General features: G+C 58.2%; 23 protein-coding genes. 10 read left to right on the top strand and 13 right to left on the bottom strand.

Features of this window, described 5'->3' with window-relative positions; genetic code table 11:
* Nucleotides 1-242 precede the first annotated feature (242 nt).
* A complete protein-coding gene (locus J4E63_RS17700) occupies nt 243-500 on the bottom strand; it encodes a hypothetical protein (RefSeq protein ID WP_060741479.1) in 258 nt (85 codons plus the stop codon).
* Nucleotides 501-729: 229 nt separating this feature from the next.
* Here J4E63_RS17700 and J4E63_RS17695 point away from each other — a divergent pair, with 229 nt between their 5' ends.
* The gene (locus tag J4E63_RS17695; protein WP_192260895.1) at nt 730-1,569 is read left to right on the top strand and encodes an NAD-dependent protein deacetylase; all 840 of its coding nucleotides are present in this window, start codon (nt 730-732) and stop codon (nt 1,567-1,569) included.
* A gap of 126 nt (nt 1,570-1,695) precedes the next feature.
* On the opposite strand, the gene J4E63_RS17690 is transcribed toward J4E63_RS17695, so the two are convergent.
* A complete protein-coding gene (locus J4E63_RS17690) occupies nt 1,696-2,601 on the bottom strand; it encodes a LysR family transcriptional regulator (RefSeq protein ID WP_207282803.1) in 906 nt (301 codons plus the stop codon).
* A gap of 130 nt (nt 2,602-2,731) precedes the next feature.
* Here J4E63_RS17690 and J4E63_RS17685 point away from each other — a divergent pair, with 130 nt between their 5' ends.
* Genes J4E63_RS17685 through J4E63_RS17675 form a run of 3 tightly spaced genes read left to right on the top strand, consistent with a single transcriptional unit; the run spans nt 2,732 to nt 5,324 of the window.
* Nucleotides 2,732-3,430, top strand: a complete 699-nt coding sequence (locus J4E63_RS17685) for a CoA transferase subunit A (RefSeq protein WP_060741476.1) — start codon at nt 2,732-2,734, stop codon at nt 3,428-3,430.
* A 35-nt stretch (nt 3,431-3,465) separates the two neighbouring features.
* The gene (locus J4E63_RS17680; RefSeq protein ID WP_003180355.1) at nt 3,466-4,131 is read left to right on the top strand and encodes a CoA transferase subunit B; all 666 of its coding nucleotides are present in this window, start codon (nt 3,466-3,468) and stop codon (nt 4,129-4,131) included.
* An 11-nt stretch (nt 4,132-4,142) separates the two neighbouring features.
* Entirely contained in the window at nt 4,143-5,324 is a 1,182-nt protein-coding gene (locus J4E63_RS17675; protein WP_060741475.1) for an acetyl-CoA C-acetyltransferase, read from the top strand.
* 368 nt (nt 5,325-5,692) lie between these two features.
* Here J4E63_RS17675 and J4E63_RS17670 read toward each other — a convergent pair whose 3' ends face one another.
* From J4E63_RS17670 to J4E63_RS17645, 6 genes are read right to left on the bottom strand one after another with little or no spacing between them, the layout of a single operon-like run.
* Complete coding sequence (locus J4E63_RS17670; protein WP_207282802.1) at nt 5,693-7,435, bottom strand: ABC transporter substrate-binding protein; 1,743 nt, start codon at nt 7,433-7,435, stop codon at nt 5,693-5,695.
* Nucleotides 7,436-7,483: 48 nt separating this feature from the next.
* Nucleotides 7,484-7,756 carry a DUF2160 domain-containing protein gene (locus J4E63_RS17665; RefSeq protein ID WP_024776455.1) on the bottom strand — a complete coding sequence of 91 codons (273 nt, stop codon included), beginning with the start codon at nt 7,754-7,756 and terminating at the stop codon, nt 7,484-7,486.
* Between the two features lie 10 nt (nt 7,757-7,766).
* Nucleotides 7,767-8,567: a carbohydrate ABC transporter permease gene (locus tag J4E63_RS17660; protein ID WP_092203748.1), complete on the bottom strand. Its 801-nt coding sequence runs from the start codon at nt 8,565-8,567 to the stop codon at nt 7,767-7,769.
* 10 nt (nt 8,568-8,577) lie between these two features.
* Nucleotides 8,578-9,444 (bottom strand): carbohydrate ABC transporter permease, encoded by an 867-nt coding sequence (locus tag J4E63_RS17655; protein WP_030142069.1) that lies wholly within the window; start codon nt 9,442-9,444, stop codon nt 8,578-8,580.
* A complete protein-coding gene (locus tag J4E63_RS17650) occupies nt 9,441-10,550 on the bottom strand; it encodes an ABC transporter ATP-binding protein (protein ID WP_192260892.1) in 1,110 nt (369 codons plus the stop codon). Before J4E63_RS17650 ends, J4E63_RS17655 begins: the two co-directional genes overlap by 4 nt.
* Nucleotides 10,550-11,644 (bottom strand): ABC transporter ATP-binding protein, encoded by a 1,095-nt coding sequence (locus J4E63_RS17645; RefSeq protein WP_060741471.1) that lies wholly within the window; start codon nt 11,642-11,644, stop codon nt 10,550-10,552. Before J4E63_RS17645 ends, J4E63_RS17650 begins: the two co-directional genes overlap by 1 nt.
* A gap of 423 nt (nt 11,645-12,067) precedes the next feature.
* On the opposite strand from J4E63_RS17645, the gene J4E63_RS17640 reads away from it, so the two are divergent.
* Nucleotides 12,068-13,912 (top strand): sigma-54-dependent Fis family transcriptional regulator, encoded by a 1,845-nt coding sequence (locus J4E63_RS17640; protein WP_207282801.1) that lies wholly within the window; start codon nt 12,068-12,070, stop codon nt 13,910-13,912.
* A 193-nt stretch (nt 13,913-14,105) separates the two neighbouring features.
* Here J4E63_RS17640 and J4E63_RS17635 read toward each other — a convergent pair whose 3' ends face one another.
* Nucleotides 14,106-14,612, bottom strand: a complete 507-nt coding sequence (locus tag J4E63_RS17635; RefSeq protein ID WP_192260890.1) for an anti-virulence regulator CigR family protein — start codon at nt 14,610-14,612, stop codon at nt 14,106-14,108.
* 128 nt (nt 14,613-14,740) lie between these two features.
* Here J4E63_RS17635 and J4E63_RS17630 point away from each other — a divergent pair, with 128 nt between their 5' ends.
* Entirely contained in the window at nt 14,741-15,952 is a 1,212-nt protein-coding gene (locus tag J4E63_RS17630) for an MFS transporter (protein ID WP_207282800.1), read from the top strand.
* A 233-nt stretch (nt 15,953-16,185) separates the two neighbouring features.
* Entirely contained in the window at nt 16,186-16,392 is a 207-nt protein-coding gene (locus J4E63_RS17625; RefSeq protein WP_192260888.1) for a hypothetical protein, read from the top strand.
* A 53-nt stretch (nt 16,393-16,445) separates the two neighbouring features.
* On the opposite strand, the gene J4E63_RS17620 is transcribed toward J4E63_RS17625, so the two are convergent.
* Nucleotides 16,446-16,754 carry an AzlD family protein gene (locus tag J4E63_RS17620; protein WP_207282799.1) on the bottom strand — a complete coding sequence of 103 codons (309 nt, stop codon included), beginning with the start codon at nt 16,752-16,754 and terminating at the stop codon, nt 16,446-16,448.
* Entirely contained in the window at nt 16,751-17,461 is a 711-nt protein-coding gene (locus J4E63_RS17615) for an AzlC family ABC transporter permease (protein ID WP_207282798.1), read from the bottom strand. Before J4E63_RS17615 ends, J4E63_RS17620 begins: the two co-directional genes overlap by 4 nt.
* Nucleotides 17,462-17,804: 343 nt before the next feature.
* Here J4E63_RS17615 and J4E63_RS17610 point away from each other — a divergent pair, with 343 nt between their 5' ends.
* Nucleotides 17,805-18,233 carry a DUF2628 domain-containing protein gene (locus J4E63_RS17610; protein WP_207282797.1) on the top strand — a complete coding sequence of 143 codons (429 nt, stop codon included), beginning with the start codon at nt 17,805-17,807 and terminating at the stop codon, nt 18,231-18,233.
* Nucleotides 18,234-18,320: 87 nt separating this feature from the next.
* Here J4E63_RS17610 and J4E63_RS17605 read toward each other — a convergent pair whose 3' ends face one another.
* Together J4E63_RS17605 and J4E63_RS17600 are read right to left on the bottom strand one after the other, a co-directional pair.
* On the bottom strand, nt 18,321-19,676 hold the full coding sequence (locus J4E63_RS17605; protein ID WP_207282796.1) for a D-glucuronyl C5-epimerase family protein: 1,356 nt from the start codon (nt 19,674-19,676) through the stop codon (nt 18,321-18,323).
* A gap of 370 nt (nt 19,677-20,046) precedes the next feature.
* Nucleotides 20,047-20,496: a PACE efflux transporter gene (locus J4E63_RS17600; protein WP_207282795.1), complete on the bottom strand. Its 450-nt coding sequence runs from the start codon at nt 20,494-20,496 to the stop codon at nt 20,047-20,049.
* Between the two features lie 105 nt (nt 20,497-20,601).
* Between J4E63_RS17600 and J4E63_RS17595 the strand changes: the two genes are divergently transcribed.
* Both J4E63_RS17595 and J4E63_RS17590 read left to right on the top strand, forming a co-directional pair.
* Nucleotides 20,602-21,486, top strand: coding sequence for a LysR substrate-binding domain-containing protein (locus tag J4E63_RS17595; protein ID WP_207282794.1), 885 nt, complete (start codon nt 20,602-20,604; stop codon nt 21,484-21,486).
* Between the two features lie 250 nt (nt 21,487-21,736).
* Nucleotides 21,737-23,683, top strand: a complete 1,947-nt coding sequence (locus tag J4E63_RS17590) for an acyltransferase family protein (protein ID WP_207282793.1) — start codon at nt 21,737-21,739, stop codon at nt 23,681-23,683.
* Nucleotides 23,684-23,779: the final 96 nt, after the last annotated feature.

Raw genomic sequence — 23,779 nt, 5'->3', positions numbered from 1 at the left:
TTCATCCAGTGACAGTCCTGTGGGAGCGAGCTTGCTCGCGATGGCGGTGTGTCGGTCATGTCAAGGCAGGCTGATCCGACGCTATCGCGAGCAAGCTCGCTCCCACAATTGCCCCGCTTCAACATTAAAAACAGTGCGTGTCTTTCCACGCTGTCCGCCAAAGGCCTCGCCTTGGCAATCGGGGCAACCGCACTTTAATTTGCTCATGCTCTTTCTCCCAAGGTCACGGGTTGAAGGCGTCGTCACAACTGGACATCAAGGTTCGCCGCCGCAACACCGTGGTTGGCCACATACACATCGGCAGTCCAGCCCTTGGTCAGGTTGTGATATGACTGGGTACCCAAGGCCGTACCGCTGTCCCATGCCAGAATGTCGCCAATATCGATGTCACTGGCTGAACTCAGCTTCAGCACCGTATGGCGATCCTCTTGCTTCACGTACACACCCACCATTGAACTCTCTCGATTGATGGCCCGTACTTCACCCTTGGTCCGCTTCATACGTTTCCTCTCTCGGCAGTTCCAGGAGCGGTCGCCCCCCCCCCGGGACCGGCCGCTCTTGGCTGCTCAGCGCTTGGCTTCGGTATGCGGGGGTTCTGAAGTACCGCACATAAAAGTGGATAGCGCGGCACGGGGGAAAGTTTGAACAAACCAGCCCCAGGGCGACGAAAGGCGTCGGCTCGATCCAAGTGCTAACCTCAACGGCCCAAGGCCAGCGCAGACACCTCCCATGCCCGAAGACCTTCACCAGGCACCCATCGATCAGTTACTGGCGTACACCGTCGGGCGCCGCTTCCTGGTGCTCACCGGCGCCGGCATCAGTACCCCTTCGGGCATCCCCGATTACCGCGACAGCGACGGGGTCCGTCGGGGTCGACAACCGATGATGTACCAGGAGTTCCTCGCCCAGCCCGAGGCACGACGGCGCTATTGGGCGAGAGCGATGCTGGGCTGGCCCCGGGTCAGGCAGGCCAGGCCGAACGTGGCTCACGAAGCCTTGGCCGAGTTGCAGGCGCAGCAACGCATCACCGGCCTGATTACCCAGAATGTCGACACCCTGCATGACCAGGCCGGCAGCCAGGACGTCATCGAACTGCACGGCAGCCTGCATCGCGTGCTGTGCCTGGATTGCGGCCAGCGCAGCGAGCGACAGCAGATTCAACGGCTGATGGAAACCGCAAACCCTTACCTGGCGGGTGTCGATGCGGTGCAGGCACCCGATGGCGACACCCTGCTCGACCCCGCGTTCGAGGCGCGCTTCCAAGTGCCCCATTGCCCCCATTGCGGCGGCGAGCGGTTGAAACCCGACGTGGTGTTTTTCGGCGAGAACGTCGCCCCCCTCACCGCGACCCGCGCCATGCAAGCCGTCGAGCAAGCGGACGGCCTGCTGGTGGTGGGGTCGTCGCTGATGGCCTATTCGGCGTTTCGCCTGTGCCGGGCCATCAAGGACCAGGGCAAGCCGCTGCTGGCAATCAACCGCGGCAAGACCCGGGCCGATGAGTTGCTGGACCTCAAGCTTGAAGAGCCGTGTGAACAACTACTGCCATTGCTGACACAACACCCGTTCTAACCGCACCACCCACCCCTGTGGGAGCGAGCTTGCTCGCGATGGCGGTGAGTCAGTCAATATCATTACTGGCTGATCCGACGCCATCGCGAGCAAGCTCGCTCCCACAGGATCATCGCTCCCACAGGGTCAGTGTCGGCCTGCGGTCAACGTGCCCAATTCCTGATCCCTGAGCGTATCGAACAACGCCTGCGCCGCCGCCGACAGTTCATGCCCCGGCTTGGTCAGCACCCCGATGGCTCGCTCGATCACCGGCTCACTCAAGGTGATGCAACGGGCACCCAGCTCATGCATCTGCCCGACGCACAGCGCCGGCACGGCACTGACCCCCAGCCCACTGGCGACCATCCGTCCGACGGTCGCCAACTGGTGGCTCTCGAACTCCACCGGCAGTTTCATGCCCCGGGCCTGCAGATGCTCTTCCAGCATCACCCGTACGGTGGAGGGTCGTTGCAGCGTGATGAACGGCTGCTCCAGCAGGGTTTCCCAGTGGATTTCGTCGCGCTGGGCAAAGGCTGAATCCAACGGCACCACTGCGACGAAGCGATCGAGGTACAAGGGCGTGAACGCCAGGGACGAACCCTGCATCGGCTCGAACGCCACGCCCAGTTCGACATGACGATCACGGACCATTTCCAGCACTTGTTCGTTGATCACATCGTTGACCGTGACGTTGACATTCGGATAGCGGGCGCGGAAGGTCTTGAGGATCGGCGGCAACAGGTTGCCGGCAAACGAAGGCATCGCCGCCAGCGTCACGCGACCGCGCTGCAAGGTGAAGCGCTGGCGCATTTCGTCCTCGGCATTGTCCCAGTCGGCCACCAGCCGGCGGGCCAGTGGCAGCAAGGATTCACCTTCGGGGGTCAGTGCCACGTTACGGGTATTACGGCTGAACAGACGACCGCCGAGGCCTTCTTCCAGGGCCTTGATGGTCAGGCTCAAGGCCGATTGGGACAGGTGCAGCCGCTCGCAGGCCACGGCGAAGCTCAGGCTCTGGGCCACCGCGAGGAAGGCACGGATTTGCTTGAGGGTCATGGTCGCTGTGCTCCGAGGGCAATTATTGAATTTTATCAATCAATCCAATCTAAAAATCAACTTAACAAATATATGACTTGGCGCAACACTGCATTTCATTGCGACCCCATCAAGAATAAAAGAGGTGTCTATGGCAGGTTTCGACAAACGCGTGAGCTCTTATGAACAAGCGCTGGAAGGCTTGAAGGACGGCATGACCGTCATCGCCGGCGGCTTCGGCCTGTGCGGTATTCCGGAAAACCTGATCGCCGAGATCAAGCGCAAGGGCATCCGCGACCTCACCGTGGTGTCCAACAACTGCGGCGTCGACGGTTTCGGCCTCGGCGTGCTGTTGGAAGACCGGCAGATCCGCAAGGTGATCGCCTCCTACGTGGGCGAGAACGCCCTGTTCGAGCAGCAACTGCTGAGCGGCGAAATCGAAGTCGTGCTCACCCCCCAAGGCACCCTCGCCGAAAAAATGCGCGCCGGTGGCGCCGGCATCCCGGCCTTCTTCACCGCCACCGGCGTTGGCACGCCCGTGGCCGAAGGCAAGGAAGTGCGTGAATTCCATGGCCGCCAGTACCTGATGGAAGAGTCCATCACCGGCGACTTCGCCATCGTCAAAGGCTGGAAGGCCGACCATTTCGGCAACGTGATCTATCGCCACACCGCCCAGAACTTCAACCCGCTGGCCGCCACGGCGGGCAAGATCACCGTGGTGGAAGTCGAAGAAATCGTCGAACCCGGCGAGCTGGACCCGACGCAGATCCACACCCCTGGCATCTACGTCGACCGGGTCATTTGCGGCACGTTCGAAAAACGCATCGAACAGCGCACCGTGCGTAAGTGATCCCCTGCCCCCGGCCCGAATGAAGGAATAAGAACATGGCACTTTCCCGCGAACAAATGGCTCAACGCGTCGCCCGCGAAATGCAGGACGGCTACTACGTGAACCTGGGCATCGGCATTCCGACCCTGGTTGCCAACTACATTCCCGAAGGCATGGAAGTCATGCTGCAATCGGAAAATGGCTTGCTCGGCATGGGCGCATTCCCCACCGAAGCCGAAGTCGATGCCGACATGATCAACGCCGGTAAACAGACGGTCACCGCGCGCATCGGCGCATCGATCTTCTCCTCGGCCGAATCGTTTGCCATGATCCGCGGCGGCCACATCGACCTGACCGTGCTTGGGGCGTTCGAGGTGGATGTCGAAGGCAACATTGCCTCGTGGATGATCCCCGGCAAGCTGGTCAAGGGCATGGGCGGTGCGATGGACCTGGTGGCCGGTGCCGAGAACATCATCGTCACCATGACCCATGCGTCCAAGGACGGTGAGTCGAAACTGCTGCCGCGCTGCAGCTTGCCGCTGACCGGCGCCGGTTGCATCAAGCGCGTGCTGACCGACCTGGCCTACCTGGAAATCCAGGACGGCGCCTTCATCCTGAAAGAACGCGCCCCAGGCGTCAGCGTCGAGGAAATCGTCGCCAAGACCGCCGGCAAATTGATCGTGCCGGACCACGTGCCTGAAATGCAGTTCGCTGCCCAGTGAGGAGAGATTCGATGCAAGAAGTCGTGATTGTCGCCGCTACCCGTACCGCCATCGGCAGCTTCCAGGGTTCGCTGGCTGCCATTCCCGCACCGGAACTCGGTGCCGCGGTGATTCGTCGCCTGCTGGAACAGACCGGTTTGTCCGGCGAACAGGTCGATGAAGTGATTCTCGGCCAGGTACTGACCGCAGGTTCCGGGCAAAACCCGGCGCGCCAGGCGTCGATTCTCGCCGGCCTGCCCCATGCGGTGCCGGCGCTGACCCTGAACAAGGTCTGCGGTTCGGGCCTCAAGGCGTTGCACCTGGGCGCTCAGGCGATCCGCTGTGGCGACGCCGAGGTCATCATCGCCGGCGGCATGGAAAACATGAGCCTGGCTCCCTACGTCCTGCCGGCCGCCCGCACCGGCCTGCGCATGGGCCATGCGAAGATGATCGACAGCATGATCACCGACGGCTTGTGGGATGCCTTCAACGATTACCACATGGGCATCACCGCCGAGAACCTGGTGGACAAGTACGGCATCAGCCGCGAGGAGCAGGACGCCTTCGCCGCCGCGTCCCAGCAGAAAGCCGTCGCCGCCATCGAGGGCGGTCGGTTTGCCGATGAGATCACACCGATCCTGATTCCCCAGCGCAAAGGCGATCCCGTGGCGTTCGCCACGGATGAACAACCGCGCGCCGGTACCACCGCCGAATCCCTGGGCAAGCTCAAGCCTGCCTTCAAGAAGGATGGCAGCGTCACCGCGGGCAATGCGTCCTCGCTCAACGATGGCGCCGCCGCCGTGATCCTGATGAGCGCGGAAAAAGCCAAGGCCCTGGGCCTGCCAGTACTGGCGAAAATCAGTGCCTACGCCAATGCCGGCGTCGACCCGGCCATCATGGGCATTGGCCCGGTCTCGGCCACCCGTCGCTGCCTGGACAAGGCCGGCTGGTCGCTGGAGCAGCTGGACCTGATCGAAGCCAACGAAGCCTTTGCTGCCCAGTCGCTGGCCGTGGCCCGGGAACTGAAATGGGACATGGACAAGGTCAATGTCAATGGCGGCGCCATCGCCCTGGGCCACCCCATCGGCGCGTCGGGTTGCCGGGTCCTGGTGTCGCTGCTGCATGAAATGATCAAGCGCGACGCCAAGAAAGGCCTCGCGACCCTGTGCATCGGCGGTGGCCAAGGCGTGGCCCTGGCGCTGGAACGGGCATAACCGACACGGGTTCAACGGTGGCTGCACGGACCCACGAATATCCGTGCAGCCACTGGCACCATCACCGGCGCGACCTCGGTTGCGCCGGTTTTTTTTGCCTGCTGGTTTATGTGGATGGCTTGCCGGCCTCATCGCGAGCAAGCTCGCTCCCACAGGGGAACTGTGGCGTGTGCAGCATTCATGGATACCGCCGAATCCTGTGGGAGCAAGCTCCCACAATGGATTTTGGGTGTACGCAATATCTACGTTCACCACCAAACCCTGTGGGAGCCGAGCTTGCTCGCGATGGCGGCGGGTCTGACTGCTGCGGTGAGCCCAGGAAAAAAAAACGGCACCTTTCGGTGCCGTTCGTTTTCACATCCGGGGCTTTACTTGCGTGCCGCCTCCCATGATTTCAGCAGCTCGGTGTAGCTCACGGTTTCGCCCTTAGGCTTCTCGTTCGCCAGTTTCGGCTTCGGTGCGCCCGGTTGGTCGAACCAGTATTGCGCGTCGCGCTCAGGGTTCATCTTAGGTGCGCAGGTGGCTTGGGCCTTGGAGCGTTCCAGGCGGGTCATGATCGCATCCTGGTCCTTGGCCAACCCGTCGAGGGCCTGCTGCGGCGTTTTCTCGCCGCTGGCAGCTTCGGCGATGTGGCTCCACCACAATTGCGCCAGGCGTGGATAGTCCGGCACGTTGGTCCCGGTCGGGGTCCATTGCACACGGGCCGGGCTGCGGTAGAACTCCACCAGGCCACCGAGTTTCGGCGCCAGATCGGTCATCGCCTGGGAGTTGATGTCCGATTCACGAATCGGCGTCAGGCCCACGATGGTCTTCTTCAGCGACACGGTCTTGGACGTCACGAACTGCGCATAGAGCCAGGCCGCGAGTTTCTGTTTCTCAGGCGTGGACTTCATGAACGTCCAGGAACCCACGTCCTGGTACCCCAGCTTCATGCCCTCTTCCCAGTAAGGTCCGCGCGGCGAAGGTGCCATGCGCCATTTCGGCGTGCCATCGGCGTTCACCACCGGCAGGCCCGGTTTGGTCATGTCGGCAGTGAAGGCGGTGTACCAGAAGATCTGCTGGGCGATGTTGCCTTGGGACGGCACCGGTCCGGATTCGGAGAAGGTCATGCCCGCTGCTTCCGGCGGCGCATATTTCTTCAGCCAGTCCACGTACTTGGTGGTGGCGAACACGGCCGCGGGGCCGTTGGTGTCGCCGCCCCGGGTCACGCTGGAACCGACCGGATGGCAGTCTTCGACGCGAATGCCCCACTCGTCCACCGGCAAGCCATTGGGCAGGCCCTTGTCGCCGCCACCGGCCATGGAGAACCAGGCATCGGTGAAGCGCCAGCCCAGGGAGGGGTCTTTCTTGCCGTAGTCCATGTGACCGTAGATACGCTTGCCGTCGATTTCCTTGACGTCTTCGGAGAAGAACTTGGCGATGTCTTCATAGGCCGACCAGTTCACCGGGACACCCAGCTCGTAGCCGTACTTTTCCTTGAACTTGGCCTTCAGGTCCGCACGCTCGAACCAGTCGGCGCGGAACCAGTACAGGTTGGCGAATTGCTGGTCGGGCAGTTGATAGATCTTGCCATCCGGCGCAGTGGTGAAGGAGATGCCGATGAAGTCCTTGATGTCCAGGGTTGGCGAAGTGTACGCCTTGCCTTCGTTGGCCATCAGGTCGGTGATCGATTCGGTCTTACCGTAGCGAAAGTGCGTACCAATCAGGTCCGAATCGTTGACCCAGCCATCATAGATGTTCTTGTCCGACTGCATCACCGTCTGCATCTTCTCCACCACGTCGCCTTCTTGCAGCAGGTCGTGGGTCAACTGGATCCCGGTGATTTCGGTGAAGGCCTTGGCCAGTACCTTGGACTCGTATTCATGAGTGGTGAGGGTTTCCGACACCACGTTGATCTTCATACCGCGAAACGGCTCGGATGCCTTGATGAACCATTTGAGTTCTTCGAGCTGCTGGGCGTCCGTCAAGGTCGACGGTTTGAATTCACTGCCGATCCATTTTTTAGCGGCGTCTTCATAGGCGTCGGCCCAGGCCGCAGCACTCAACCCGCTGAGTGCCAGCATGGCTGCCAATGAAACGCTATGTCGCAGCTTATTGTTTTTATTGAACATAGAGACCTCCTGTTTGGGTTTAAGAGCCTGATCGGCGAACCTTCGCGACTAGCCCCACCGCATCACTGCCAACAGCCACACCCAAGACAACGCGAACGCTATCCAGATGCTCCAGTCGGTGGCGCCGATCACCAGCAGGTGCAGGTAGGCGCTACCGAGAAGACCGATAAACAACCGATCGCCACGGGTGGTGGCAATCGGCAGGAAACCACGCCGAGGGATGCTCGGCGAACGCAATTCCCAGGTAGTCATGCCCACCAGAAACAAGGCGATAACCCCGAAAAATACCGCCGTGGGGACGGTCCAGTTCATCCATTCCATCATCGACTCCTCAGACCCGGCCCAGGGCGAAGCCCTTGGCCACGTGGTTGCGAACGAACCAGATCACCAGCATGCCCGGCAGGATGGTCAACACCCCCGCCGCCGCCAGCACCCCCCAGTCGATACCGGACGCCGATACCGTACGGGTCATGACCGCCGCGATCGGCTTGGCATTCACCGAGGTGAGCGTGCGCGCCAGCAACAGTTCGACCCAGGAAAACATGAAGCAGAAAAATGCCGTGACACCGATGCCGGAGCCGATCAACGGAATGAAGATCTTGACGAAGAACTTGGGGAAACTGTAGCCGTCAATGTAGGCAGTCTCGTCAATTTCTTTCGGCACCCCGGACATGAACCCTTCGAGGATCCACACCGCCAACGGCACGTTGAACAGGCAATGGGCCAGGGCCACGGCGATATGGGTGTCGAACAACCCGATGGACGAATACAGCTGGAAGAACGGCAACAGGAACACCGCCGGCGGGGCCATGCGGTTGGTCAACAGCCAGAAGAACAGGTGCTTGTCCCCCAGGAACCGATAGCGGGAAAACGCATAGGCCGCCGGCAGCGCCACGCCCAGGGAAATCACCGTGTTCAGGCTCACGTAGTACAGCGAGTTCAAGTAACCGGTGTACCAGCTCGGGTCCGTGAAGATCACCTTGTAGTTGTGAAAGGTAAAGTCCGCCGGCCACAGCGTCAGGCTGCCGAGAATTTCAGTGTTGCTCTTGAACGACATGTTCAGCAGCCAGTAGATGGGCACCAGCAGGAACAGGATGTAGATCAACAGCGGAATCAGCTTTTTCTTGCTCATTGTGCGGGCCTCAACGGTTGGCGTCGGAGTGCGTCATGGCGGTGTAGAACAGCCAGGACACCAACAGAATGATCAGGAAATACACCAGGGAAAACGCCGCCGCCGGGCCCAGGTCGAATTGGCCGATGGCCATTTGCGTCAGGGTCTGACTGAGGAACGTGGTGGCGTTGCCCGGCCCGCCGCCGGTGAGTACGAACGGCTCGGTGTAGATCATGAAGCTGTCCATGAAACGCAGCATCACGGCGATCAGCAGCACGCTCTTCATCTTCGGCAGCTGGATGTGACGGAACACTGCCCAGTTCGACGCCCGGTCGATCCGCGCGGCCTGGTAGTACACGTCGGGAATCGCTCGCAACCCCGAATAGCACAGCAGCGCCACCAACGAAGTCCAGTGCCAGACATCCATCACCAGCACGGTGACCCAGGCGTCCATGGTGTTGGCCGCATAGTTGTAGTTGATGCCCAGGCCGTTGAGGGTCGAGCCCAGCAAACCGATGTCGGCGCGGCCGAAAATCTGCCAGATGGTGCCCACCACGTTCCACGGGATCAGCAGCGGAATCGCCAGGATGATCAGCACCAGGGACGACCATTTGCCCTTGGTCGGCATGGTCAGGGCGATGGCGATGCCGAGGGGAATTTCAATCAGCAGCACGCACGCCGAGTAGATGAACTGGCGCAGCAGCGAATCGTGCAGCCGCGGATCAAGCAGCACCTGCTTGTACCAGTCGGCGCCGACGAAGTAGCGGCTGGATTGGTCGAAGATGTCCTGCACCGAATAATTGACCACGGTCATCATCGGAATCACGGCGCTGAAGGCCACCAGCAGGAACACCGGCAATACCAGCCACCAGGCCTTGTTGTTCTGCACCTTGTTCATGGCTGCACCTCGCTCAACGGCTCCAGCAAATACTCATCGGCATAGACCATCAGCCATTGGGCCGGAAAACTGATGTACGCCGTGCCTTCCGGCACCGGCTTGTCTTCGGCCAGGCGGACCTTCAGCGGTGCGCCATCGAGGTTGAGGGTCAGGATCTTGTAGGTGCCCAGGTCTTCGAGATGCACCACGTCAGCCTGCATCGCGTCGTCGTAAGGGCCGTCCCAGACATGCACGAACTCGGGACGGATACCGACCTTCAGGCTTTTGCCTTCGGCTTCGGCGACACGACGTTGCAAGGTTTCCGACAGCGGCAAGTGGGTCGAGGCGAAACCGACACCGCCGGGCTGCGCCGTGACCTCGATCAGGTTCATCCCCGGGCTGCCGATGAAGTAGCCGACAAAGGTGTGGCTCGGGCGCTCGAACAAGTCCCGGGGCGTACCGAACTGCACGATCTGGCCGCCATACATCACCGCGATCTTGTCGGCGAAAGTCGAGGCTTCCAACTGGTCGTGGGTGACGTAGACCATGGTGATGTTGAACTGCTCATGGATCTGCTTGAGCTTGCGCCGCAGTTTCCATTTCAGGTGCGGGTCGATCACCGTGAGCGGTTCGTCGAACAGGATCGCCGACACATCGTCGCGCACCAGCCCGCGGCCCATGGAGACTTTCTGCTTCTCATCGGCGGTGAGGTTGCGGGCCTTTTTGTCCAGCAGGTTCTGCAGGTCCAGGACCTCGGCGATTTCCTGCACCTTGGTGTGGATCCGCGCTTCGGCCATGCCCTGGTTGCGCAGCGGGAACGCCAGGTTGTCGAACACCGTCATGGTGTCGTACACCACCGGGAACTGGAACACTTGGGCGATGTTGCGGTGTTCCGGGGTCAGGTCGTTGACGACTTTACTGTCGAACATCACCTGCCCTTCGGAGGGGCTGAGCAAGCCGGAGATGATGTTGAGCAAGGTGGACTTGCCGCAGCCCGAAGGTCCGAGCAGCGCATAGGCGCCGCCCTGCTCCCAGATGTGGTTCATCTCGCGGATCGCGTAATCCTCGGGGCCCGCCGGGGTGCTGGTGTAGCTGTGGGCGAGGTTCTGCAAACGAATTTCAGCCATCAGGCAACCCTCGCGATACGCTGCCCTGGGGCTTGGACCAGCTTGCCCTGGGCGTCGAAAACAAACAGTTTATGGGTCGGAATGTAGATGCGAATCGGCGCATCCACGTCGTACTCATGCACCCCTGGCAAGTGCAGCACCAGCAGGAAATGTTCGTTGCGCACGTGCAGGAACGTCTCCGAGCCGCTGATCTCGGCCACTTCGACGGTCACCGCCAGTTCGAGGTCGTCGTCGTTGCTCGGCACCAGGGAAATATGGCTGGGGCGCACGCCGAAACGGAACTCGCCCTCGCCCACCGGGCGCAGGTCGACGTTCAGCGGGAAGTGCACGAAATTGGCGAAGCTGACCTCGTTGCCGGCGATACGACCCGGCATGAGGTTGATCGGTGGTTCGGAAAACAACTCGGCGGCCAGCACGGTTTGTGGCTGGTGATAGACAGAGGACGACTTGCCACTCTGAATCACCCGGCCCTCATGCAGGATCGTGGTGGTGCCGCCCAGGGCCAGCGCTTCGTTAGGCTCGGTGGTGGCGTAGACGGCGATGGTGTGGCGGGCCTGGAACAGCTCGCGCATTTCCTGGCGCAGCTCTTCACGCAGCTTGTAGTCCAGGTTCACCAGGGGCTCGTCGAACAGGATCAGTTCGGCGTCCTTGACCAGTGCCCGGGCCATGGCCGTGCGCTGCTGCTGGCCGCCGGACAATTCCAGCGGATGGCGCTGCAGGAACTTCTCGATCCGCAGCATCCTGGCGGTTTCCAGCACCTTGCTCTGGATGACTTCGTCGGATACACCAGCCTGGCGCAACGGCGAGGCGATGTTTTCGAAAACGGTCATGGTCGGGTAGTTGATGAACTGCTGGTAAACCATCGACACGTTGCGCAGCCGCACCGGGCGGTGGGTGACGTCGACGCCGTTCATCAGGATGCGACCGCTGTCGGGCTTGTCCAGACCGGCCATCAAGCGCATGAGGCTGGTCTTGCCGGACAGCGTGCGGCCCAACAGGACGTTGAAGGATCCGGGTTCGAAACTCAGATTGGCATCGTCGATCCAGGTCTGGCCTTCGACGGTGCGACAGATGTGCTCAAGCTTTAATGACATGGCTCGGCCTTTTTATTATTTGGAGTCAAGCGACCCATGCTTGAAAGCGAAAGCCGTGCCAGAAATCACAAGCCCTTGATCTGGCTTATTTTTGTAAAAAAACCTGAGAAAAACACGTTCGCAGATGAACACAAGTGAACAGCCACGACTGAACAACTGAACAATCTTCGGGTTGACAATGAACAATTTTGAACAACACTGAATGAACGTTTTCGGTTAGCCTGGCCATGCCCTTTGTGGGAGCAAGCTTGCTCGCGATAGCGGTGTGTCAGTCACATCGATGCTGCTGATCCACCGCTATCGCGAGCAAGCTCGCTCCCACAATGGTCTGTGTTATTACGTGCTATTCAGGCCTGCCCCAGCACAAGGAGTCTGTGCGAGACTTGCCACAACAATAAAAAACAGCACCTGCGAGAGTGCCCCATGGCCGCACCTGCTCCTGCCTTGTCCCACGAGGCCATCATCCAGGCCTCCTGGTCCCGTTGCCGCGCCTTTGGCCTGAATCACCAGAGCGTGCCGGCCTTCGATCAGTTGCCCGCCCAAGGCATCGCCCAGTTGCTGGAGAGCCAGCATTCCCTGGTGCAGACCACCCATCAGGAAGTCCTGCCGTATTACGAAAACATCCTGAGCAACTCCAACTGCCTGATCATGCTGGCCGACAACCAGGGCCAAGTGCTGACCTCCTGGGGCACCCAGCGCTTCATCGAGCCGAAACTGGCCCATGGCTTCAGCGCCGGGGCGAGCTGGATGGAACGCTGCACCGGCACCAACGCCATCGGCACCGCGTTGGCCTGCGAACAGGCAGTGCACATCGAGCACGATGAACACTTCCTCAAGGCCAACCGTTTCATGACCGGCTCCGCCGCGCCGATCTTCGATGCCGAGCGCAAGGTCATCGCCGTGCTGGACGTCTCCAGCGACAGCTACCTGCCGCCGTCCCACACCCTGGGCATGGTCAAGATGATGAGCCAGACCGTGGAGAACCGGCTGATCCTCAATCTGTTTCGCGGTGAACACTTCCAGCTGACCTTCAACACCGGCTTGAACAACCTCGACAGCCAATGGGCCGGGCTGCTGATCTTCGATGAGAGCGGCCAGGTGCTTTCCGCCAACCGCCGGGCCGACAACCTGTTGGGCCTGAGCCTGTCACGGGTGAGCATTGAAAGCCTGTTCAAGGTTTCGCTGCTGGAACTGCTGAACCAACCCGACGGCCTGCCATTCGCCCTGCAAGCGTCCGGCAGCAATCGATTCCAGTGTTTGCTCAGGCGCCCGAGCCAGGTGTCGATCAGGGCACGGGTCTTCACCGAGGCGGTGCCTGCGCCAGCCCCCGCCAGCAACGCCATCAGCCTCAATACCCTGCACTTCGGTGACAACCGTGTGGAAAAAGCCGTGCGCCAGGCCGAGCGCTTGCTGGAGAAGGACATTCCGCTGCTGATCCATGGCGAGACCGGCGTCGGCAAGGAAGTGTTCGTCAAAGCCCTGCACCAGGCCAGCTCGCGCTGCAAACAGCCGTTCATTGCCGTCAACTGCGCGGCGATCCCCGCCGAGTTGGTGGAATCGGAACTGTTCGGTTATGAAAAAGGCGCGTTCACCGGCGCCAACCAGAAAGGCAGCATCGGCCTGATCCGCAAGGCCGACCGCGGTACGTTGTTCCTCGACGAAATCGGCGACATGCCCCTGCCGACCCAGGCCCGACTGTTGCGGGTCTTGCAGGAGCGTTGCGTGCAACCGGTGGGCAGTGCCGAGCTGTTCCCGGTAGACATCCGTATCATCTCCGCCACCAACCGCTCGCTGCGCGAACAGGTGCAGCTGGGGCGGTTCCGCGAAGACTTGTACTACCGCATTGGCGGCCTGACCCTGGAACTGCCGCCCCTGCGCGAACGCAGCGACAAGCAGGCGCTGTTCAAACGCCTCTGGGAACACCACCGCGAACCGACCCAATGGGCCGGCCTGAGCCGTGAGGTCCTGGACTTGTTCGAACGCCATCCCTGGCCGGGCAACCTGCGACAGGTCAGCAGCGTACTGCAAGTGGCCCTGGCGATGGCCGAGGAACAGCCGATCCGCCCGGAACACCTGCCCGACGACTTTTTTGTCGACCTGGAAATGGAGCCGGTGGAAACACCGGAGCCGCTGACGGTGGACCTCAACGATACCGAAGACTTGAACCGCCAATTGCAGGCCGTGGGCGGAAACATTTCACACCTGGCGCGACGCTTGGGCGTCAGCCGCAACACCCTGTACAAACGCCTGCGACAACTTGAAAGCTGATACAAAACCTGTCCCACAAGGGATTTGTGGTGAATGCCAAAACTGTGGGAGCGAGCTTGCTCGCGATAGCGTCAATTCAGCCAATGATGAAGTGACTGACACGACGCCATCGCGAGCAAGCTCGCTCCCACAGGAGGTTCGCTTCACTGAATGGCACCGCTGCAAAGAGGTGCCAGTCAGTTGAAACACCGGGTCAGTCGAACGCGCCATTGAGCACTTCGTAGATGATGCCGCTGGCGATCGCCACCAGGATCAGGTCCGTGCCGACCTGCTGCCATTCATAACCGTCATAGTGCGGCAACCGCCCCAGCAGCCGGCCATCAAGCTTCTTGGCGATGCCGGGGGGCAACGGCTTGCCTCGGGCCAGGTTTTTCTGGATGCCCGGCGGCAGTGCCGGGCCGGGGCTCCAATAATCGCGATAGCCGCCAATCACCCCCAGAATGCCGCCACGGTCAATGCTCGGGCCGTTGTGCCAATCGCCGCCGCCTTGGTTTCCCTTGCCGCCCTGGTTGCCCTTGTTGCCGGGATTGCCTTGACCGCCCTTGTTGCCTTGCCCGCCTTTACCTCCCTGCCCATGGCCGGGGCCTTGATCGAATTGAGCATTCCCCTTGCCGTTGCCCGGGTCCGCGACAACAATGCCAGGGCCCACCGCCAGGGCGAAACAGGTCACTGCGGCAATCAACGAGCGCGATTTGAACATGGCAGTTCTCTCAAAAAAAGGGATGTCCCCTGTAAAGATATAGAGACTAACGATGATGTTAGTTCCATATCACGCTGCGCGCCGCTTGCCGACTGGGTTACACCTGAATACAGCGATCAAGGAGTTTCATGCGCAAGGATTACCTGGCTTTTTTCGTCTCGATGTTCCTCTCTCGGTTAGCCGACCAGATCTTGCTGTTCATCGTCCCGCTGATTGTTTTCCAGACCACCAACAGCGTCGCCTGGGCAGGCCTGGCCTTCTTCGTCGAGTCCTTGCCACGCTATCTGGCGTTCCCGATCTGCGGCGCGCTGTGCGACAAGTTTCCGCCGATTCGCATCCTGCACATCAGCCAGGTCTATCGCGCCGTGGCCTGCGGCGTGGCAGTGCTGCTGTATGGCATCTTCGGCGGCATCTATTGGATCGTGGCGCTCTCGGCCCTCTGCGGCGTGTTGACCACCCAGGGCATCATGGCCCGCGAAGTGGTGATGCCGTACATCTTCAAGCACTACACCTACACCAAGACCCTGTCCTACTCGCAAATCGCCGACCAGACCGGCTTGGTACTGGGCCCGCTGATCGCTGCGCTGCTGCTTGAGGTGTGGGCATGGCACTGGGTGGTGCTGGCGATTGCCGGGCTGTTCCTGCTGGCGGACCACGCCATGGGGTACTGGCAGCGCAGCAACTCGGTCACGCTGGAAACCTTCGAGCAACCTCGCGACCTCTGGCTGAACCCGTTGCGCGTCGCCTTCGGCCACATTCGCAACCTGGCGGAACTGAAAAAAATCATCAGCCTGGCGGTGGGCGTCAACCTGATCATCGGCGTCACCCTCGCCACGTCGGCGGCCATGGTCATCGGCCACTACGGCGCTGGCAAGGATGATTACGCCGGGTTGCAGGCGGCCGGTGCGCTGGTCACCATCGTCATCCTGTTTATCCTGGCCCGGGTGAGCTTGCCCTTGAAACTGCTGGGTGCCCTCTCCTATACACTGATTACCGTCGGCGCCTTCGTCACCGCCTTCAGCCCGAACACGGGGGGCTACGTCGTCGGCTTCTTGCTGATCGTCGGTTTCGACAAAATGTTCAACGTCTACTTCCGCACCCTGCGCCAGCAAGTCATTCCACCCCAGGACTTCGGCAAGACCGTCGGCGTCATCACCCTGCTCAATAACCTGTCGCAACCGCTCGCGGGCCTGCTCGTCGCGGTGCTGGCCGCGCCTGCCGGTACGCAGGAGGTGATTCTGCTGCTGGCGGTTGTCACCGCTCTGATCGGAGCCGCAGTGGTCCTGGTGAACAGGCATTCAACACACGGAGCAAGCGTCTACCGCACCGATACCGACTGACCTTGCCGGAGCGTCGGTTTGTATTATCAGTGACTTATTGTTGAGGCATGGTTGAAACGTTGTCAGCGTCGAGATACGTCTGCCCCACCATTCGTCACCTGTCAGATGTCGGGGCCAACAAGCGAGCCTGTCTGGCTCAGGGTTTGCACTGGCCTGTCTCAGCAGCCAAGAACGACGTAATTCTGACGCGGCGGCAAATTAATCAATGCTTGGTCAGCAAACGGAGATGTACCGTGTCAACTCTCAACGAAATCGCAGCGAACCACGCGAGAATGGCAAAGTTAAAGGAAGAAGAGTCGATGCGGCTGAGTGCGCTTCAGGGACAGGTGGTGGGGAGTTTTGAAATTCCACCCATCGAGGCGCCACAGGAGATGTCGCTGCATTTCATGACGGGAGGACAGGATCACTCGTTTGGAGAAGCGGCTGCGCTGAGTTTTTGACCAGAGTGTTGATGGGGCTCCGTCGCCCGCTTGTGCGCGGGCGACTCAGCCGTTCAGAACTGCCTGGCTAAAGCCGCTGCAAGTATGCCGGCCGCAATCGCCGGCAACGGTTTTTTCAGGATCAACATGACGATTGCCGTGATCAGTAGCGCCCAGCGCGCGCCGTTATCCCCTTTAACGGCCAGCGGAGCCAGCACCGCCACCAACACCGAGCCCGACATGGCCGTGATGAACTGCTGCACCCGATAGTTGATCGGCACGAACGACATCACGAAGACACCGCCCCACCGAGTCGCCAATGTCACGGCGGCCATTATCAATATGACCAACAAGGTGCCATACCCCGCCGTTTCAATGTTCATTGTTTTTTCTCCATCCACAGTGCTCCCAGAATGCCTCCCGCCAAAGCCCCCACCACGACATGACTGTTAGCCGGTAAATACCAGTAGGCCAACAACGATGAGCAGGCCGCCACGGTCCAGATGATGAGCATGCGCAGGTTCTTTTTCCCGCCCACGACCATCGCCAACAAGAAACAGCCCATCACCATATCGAGCCCGAAACTGACCGGGTTCTCGATAGCACTGCCAAAATGAAGCCCCAGCCAACTCCCCAGGGTCCAAGTGACCCACAGTGCAATGCCGCCGCCAAATAAAATCCCCAGCCCCGGCTTGCCCTGACTGAACGCCTGCATCGCCATGGCCCAGTTGGCGTCCGAGACAACCAGCATCACACCGTAGCGTTTGGCAACGGGCAACTCCCGCAACCACGGGTAAAGCGTCGCGCCCATCAACAAGTGCCGGGCGTTGATGGCGAAGACGGTGATCATCAGCGGAACGACCGGCACTTGCTGCCCCCACAGATCCAACGCGGCAAATTGAGAAGCGCCGGCAAAAACCAGGGCACTCATGAGCACAGCTGACGTATCACCCAAACCCGTTTGCGCAGCCGCCAGGCCGAAAGCAACGCCGAACACGACGACGAACAGGGAAATGGGGAGCAACTGTTTGAAACCGTCGTATATGTGGTTGAGCGTCAGCGCGTGCAGGTGGGGTTCGACGTTCGACAAGACATGCCTCTTTGGAATAATCGCGACAAAGGCGCCAGTATGTCCGATGCAGGGTTCATGCGACCACCTCACCGGCCAATCAGGAAGGGCTTGCAGCGTCGATACCGACCCCGCTCATGACAGGCATCCACCGAAGCCAATAGGTGAAGCGTGTCACAGATCAGACGCCCGCTTGAGCGGCCTGTGCAGAATGTCCGACACAACCGTTTACAAAACGGCAAGATAACCACCTTGGGTGATCTACGTGATCCCCACCAACGATCAAAGCAATCAATGCCCTGGAAACAGAGCACAGGATTTCTTGGAAGAAAGACAAATTTTATGGAAAACAGGAGCCTTGCAAATGAGCACCACTGAACAAGTACAAGCCACTGGTAAATACAGCGCCAAGTGGCAGGAACGTTTTAATTTCTTTGATACCTACGGCGCACCGAGCGACCCGCGATTCAAAGAGGCAGTCAAGGCCCTCCCTGGTTTCAAGAAGAAACTACTGGTCAGCGCCAACGTCATTGCATTCTTCTTCGGCCCCATTTACCTGTTCGTCCTGGGCCTATGGAAGAAAAACCTGGCCCTGCTCGGCATCATGCTGGCGCTCAACATCGCGCTCAGTGTGATTTTTGCGATCTTGGGCATGGACTTCCCAAGACCGTTGAGCACAGGCCTGAGTGTTGCGTTCTCGATGACCTACGCGCTCATGGTCAACTACTCGTTCTACCTTAAGGAGGTGAAGGGCGAGCAAAGCTGGAACCCGTTCCAAGGCATGCGTTTCTGATTTCACACCTGGAAGCCCGTACCGCATAAGCGTACGGGCTTCGTCTTCGTTGTAACGCCGGCATCCCACCTGCTGAAACGTCTTAATTCATTGTTTCAACAGCACCGCATAACTTTTTAAAACTTCAGATGCAGAAAGCTCGGAGACAATCTCAAGCAGCTTCTGATTATGCCCAAGATACAGAGCATTGTATTTCAAATCGACCGGAAATGTGAGATTGGCAATGGCGGCTGCGGGAAGTTCGAATGTCACGTTTGCAACTTCGCCATTGGTAGGTAACAGCGTGCCTATCTTATAAAAAACTTTTCCGTCAGAGATCTGCACATCCGAACTGCCTTGCGCCCTATAGGTCAACTCAAGCAAAGCCCCCTTCTTCAAAGCGCCCAACTCTTCAACAGACTTTATTTCCACCCTAAAAGGTGCGTGATTGAACGCCCCCAAGGCTTGAACAACCTTCCTGAAACTTGATGCTTTTTGTTTCGAGTCGTCATACGGCCCTGACCAGTTCATATCCGGAGAGACGATAAGGCTTGCCTCACGAGTAATGTCGTGATCACCCGCCTGGCCAAGAAGAATAGACCTGAAGATATCCTTTCCCGCCAACTTGATGGAAAAAATGTCTAGATCCTTTTGGGTCAGGTAGAAGCGAAATAGCAGATCGAGTCTTGCCGGCGCAAGAGAATACGCAGAAATCGGACCTGGGTAATCAGGGCGATTGATCACATAGCTTTGGATATTTTTCTCAAGCCAAGCAACCGAGCGTCTGGCCAACTGTAGAGGCTCTGTTTTTTTAGAGAACGCTGCATAATCGTACAATGCGATAGTTGCAATCAGATTCCCGTTCAGAACGGCTATTCGTTCAGTCACCGGGTACTCTTCAAACACCACGTCGTCACCAACAAACCTGGTAAATCCCCCCTCATCAAATGGCAGAAGATAAGACAGGTAAATTTCCTCAGCCTTGTTTGCGTAATAAGCATCACCGGTTTTTTTCGCCATTTCCACATAGAACTCAAGGGCAACACCTTGGGTAAAAGCAGAAACCCATGGTGCCCTGAGCTGGAAAGGCCATGCATCGATATAATCATCCTGAAAAGCAAAGAAGAGTCCGCCGCCGTTCATCTTTTCAAAATTCTTCAGTTTTTTTTCACACACCGCAGCGCTTGCGAGGTCTCCGGAAAACGCTGCTTCAAGCCCTCGCACTGCCACCTTGCTTGGTGACCTGAAGTTTTTTGTCCTGCTGGACGTCCCTACCACGGGATCACAATCCTTACTGCTTCCAAACGCCCAAGGGTAGTTGGGGGAGCCTTCGCTGTAAAAGTTAAACATACTTGATTGTGGCGCTCCCGCAGTAGTGCAAGAAATCGCCATGAAGCAAAGAAGCAGTAGTACTTTTTTTGACTTCAGAAACATAACAATGTAGCGCCTTATGAGAAATTCCATGCCCAAGCACCAAGGTGCCCAATCAAGCCAAAATCAGCCAAGAGATAGTCGCCGTCCTGCGCACCATACAATCCCTCAACAAGCAGGCGAAGGTTAGCGTCGACCTGTTCAGCCGTCCATTACTATCCTATGGCGTCAAGGGAACGGATCATCATTGTCAGTAGCGGGACCTCCTACTCCCACCCTCGCTGAAGCGCTTGTAACATGCAGGGATTACAAGTAGCCGCCCTCCGCCTCCGTTAAAAACTGACCCCGCCAAGGCGTTTGATGTGAAAACCAACAACGAAGACGCTATTACTTCACTACAGCAAAACACTCTCGCCAATGACCTGCATAAACGTGCTCGTCCCACTTCTCGGAGAAAGCGCATTCATCGAGCATCGCAGGCAGCCCCCTCACTGGGTTGAGCCGAAAGCGGAACATCGAACACCCGATCGAACACCCACTGAAAAACCAGCGAGTAAAAAAAGAAAAAGGCAAAGAGCCCCAGGTTGGTCATCAGTGCCAGCCACAGACTGATGCCTAGCCATGCCCCAATCACAGGAGTCAGTATCAGCGTCAAGCCGCCTTCGAACCCCAGGGAATGGAGCAGTCGCCGCCGCCAGTCGCGATGGCGACTGTACTGGCGGCGCTCCCACCACTCGAACAGGCCATTGAAAATCATGTTCCAAGCCAGCGCGACAGCGGAAATCAGCAGCGACAACAGGGTTGAATAGCCCATGCCCTGGTCGTAGATCAGCGCCAGCGTAGGGGCCACGAACAACACACCGCCGGCTTCGTAGAGCACGGCCTGGAGGATTTTGCGGGGTGTACCTTGCATAGGAGGTCTCCTGGTAACGGTGCGAGACCACAGCCTGGCAAGTTGAGCGTCGGCGGACAAATGAGCTAAATTGAGCCACGCTCAACTCGAGTAACCCTCTCGCCCATGTTTGCCAAACTGCCCCTCACCGCCTTGCGCGGCTTCGAGTCTGCCGCACGGCTGGGCAGTTTCAAGGCAGCGGCCCAGGAACTGAATGTCAGTCCGGCGGCGATTTCCCATCAGGTCAAAAGCCTTGAAGCCTTCCTCGGCGTGCGCTTGTTCGAACGCTCCAGCCAAAGCGTGCGCCTGAGCGTCGACGGCGAGCGACTCCATCCGTCACTGCACCGCGCCCTGTTGGATATCCAACAGAACCTGCAGGCGCTGTCACCGTCGTCTGCCGCGTGGTCCATGGTAGTGAGCACAACACCGGCGTTCGCCAGCCTATGGCTGATTCCGCGGCTCGGGGATTTTCATCGGTTGCACCCAGAGATCGACATCAGTCTGCACAGCAGTAACGAGGTGGTGGATCTGCGACGGGATGCCAGCATCGACCTGGCGATCCGCGCCCTTTTCACACCCGACCCACAGCTGTTCGAGCAGCCGTTGCTGGACGAGTATTTTGGCGCTTACTGCCGTCCTGACTGGCAACCGCCCCCCGCAGCCTCGCCTATCGAGTTGATCGACGTGCCGTGGCTGAGCAGCGCGAGCGTCGCGGTTGACTGGCCTGCCTGGTGCGCCGAGGCGGGTACCTTGAGCTGGCTGGATAAGGCGCGCTTCAGGCGTTATGACGAGGAACAGCATGCACTGCAGGCGGCAATTGCCGGGCATGGGCTGGTGCTTGCCAGCAACGTGCTGGTGGCCGAGGCTGTCTCGCGTGGGAAACTGGTGAGCTATCGGCCTGAGGTTCGCTTGGTGGGCGCGCGATATACCGTGGTGTGTGTACCGGGGCGGGAGCGGCAAACGGTGGTTCGGGCGTTTAGTGAATGGTTGCTGGAACAGAGTAATGGCTGAACGTGCCTGGGCCAAGCACAGGACTTAGACTTTCCGCCACTGGCCCCATTGCCTCGAACTGCTATGCTGAGAAACCAAGTCATTAATGTAGACTGGAGATGGTTGGCCTCAAATAAATGTGCTGAATTCAAACCATGACGCGTGCCGAACGCTAGCCAGAATGGACTCTGGCATTGCGCAGGGTGTCGCGTATTGATATTTTCATTTTCTTCCGTAAGCAAGCCGTGACAGTGAATCACCGGCTGAAAGGATGAATGACAATAAAGTTGCTGGATTGCAGCTTAGGGGATACAGAGGACGTATGAATTTTCGATTCGACATACAGGCACTCAGGGGTCTTGCTGTTGCTTTTGTAGTAATAGACCACTTAGGTTTCGAAATATTGAAATCTGGATTTTTGGGTGTAGATATATTTTTTGTTATTTCCGGCTATTTGATTACCGGCATCATCGCCAGCAAGATGCTCCATAAGGACTTCAGCCTCTCTGAATTTTATTACAAACGTGCAAAGCGACTAGTCCCTGCAGCCTATATCACAATTCTGGCAACGTGCCTAGGCGCTTATTATCTATTAACCCCAATGGAAATAAGGGGCCTACTTCATCAGGTTGCCGGCGCCGTTACCTATACAACCAACTTTGTTCTATTGAGCCAAACTGGATATTTCGATGCGGACGCATCGACAAAGCCACTGCTGCACTTATGGTCTCTTGCTGTGGAGGAGCAGTACTATCTGATCTTCCCGCTACTACTTATGCTCACCGCTTCTCGACACTGGTTAAAGATTGTCCTTGCCTTACTTAGTATCAGCCTCATAGCGTGCATGTACTTAAACCAAACCCACCCCTCAGCGACATTTTATCTCCTCCCCACGCGCGCCTGGGAGCTTTTAATTGGTTCAGCCGGCTATCTCGCCGCTCAAAAATACACTATAAAAATTCCCACTCCACTTTTTTCAGCGGCAATCATTGCAATTCTGGCAGTGCCCACTCTGGAACTTAAACTGGGGCATCCAGGCCCAGCTGCGATTATAGTATGTCTTTCAACGCTGATAATTCTCTGGACCAATAGCACGCTGGCAAACACCTCACCTTTAATGATCCCGCTTGTCAGGCTTGGCGACATCTCCTACTCACTCTACCTGGTTCATTGGCCAATCATCGTTTTTGCACATGCGGTGGTCCACGACACATTTACCACGCAGATGCAGATATCCTTGCTCTTGGCATCGCTCCTGTGTGCGACAGTCCTTTATGTTTTTGTCGAGCGACCTAGCCGTCAGGCAAAAATTTCTCGATCCGGGCTTGCATGGACGATCAGTATCGGGGCGGTAGTGCTGCTTTCAACTCAATATGCCGCAACCAGATACAACAATAATAAAATAGACTTCGCAAATATTTTGCGCCCCAATTATGGCCTGGATAAATCCTGCGACAACTACATGTTCAAGGATAACGATAAATGCCGAACATCGAACTCAGCTCGTGACATAGTCTGGGGGGATTCTTACGCCATGCACACCATCGAAGGCATCAAGAACCACAGAAAAGGAGGAGTTTCACAGGCCACTTATAGTGCTTGCCCACCTTTTTTGAACACCGCACCTTATAACCCAACACGAGAAGATGCGGAGCAGGTGGCCAAATATTGCATATCATTCAACGACAGCGTGTTATCGGCCATAAAGAGCAACCCGAATATTAAAACCGTCATACTCGCAGCTTCTTTCTGGCAATACACCGTCCCCACCAACAAAATGCTGACAAGGGACAACGAAGGTAAAACCCACATAGTCCCTACAAGCCTGGAGCAAGTGCAAGCAGACTTGGGAAACACCATACAAGAGCTAAAACTACTCGACAAAGAAATTATTGTAATTGGACCTCCTCCTTCGGTCGGCAATGAGAACATAAGCTGCATGCAGAGACAGCTATCGGACAACTCAACCACACAAGCAGATTGCACGATATCGCTAAAAAATTATAAAGATTACAATTCAGGGGTTCTCACGCTTCTCGATACCATCGAAAACAAATATGCGATACAGGTCATTCGCTTAAGCGACGCATTATGCGATGAGAAAGTTTGCCGTACCGTTGTGGATGGCGTACCCATATACCGAGATTCGGGACACCTCTCATACGTCGGCTCCGCAAAAGTCTTTGATATCTTGGCGAACGCGAAAAGCCTCTGGTAACGACGGACACCACTGGCCATACTGCAAATTGGACAAATCATCACCCGTCAGGCCCAGCCTACCCGCTGGGCTTTTCATTCCGACGGGCAGGTACAT

It is taken from the genome of Pseudomonas sp. FW300-N2F2 (genome assembly GCF_017351655.1).
GTDB lineage: Bacteria > Pseudomonadota > Gammaproteobacteria > Pseudomonadales > Pseudomonadaceae > Aquipseudomonas > Aquipseudomonas fluorescens_AA.
Note: the sequence above shows the minus strand (reverse complement) of the source record. Positions and strands in the feature narration are given on the sequence as shown.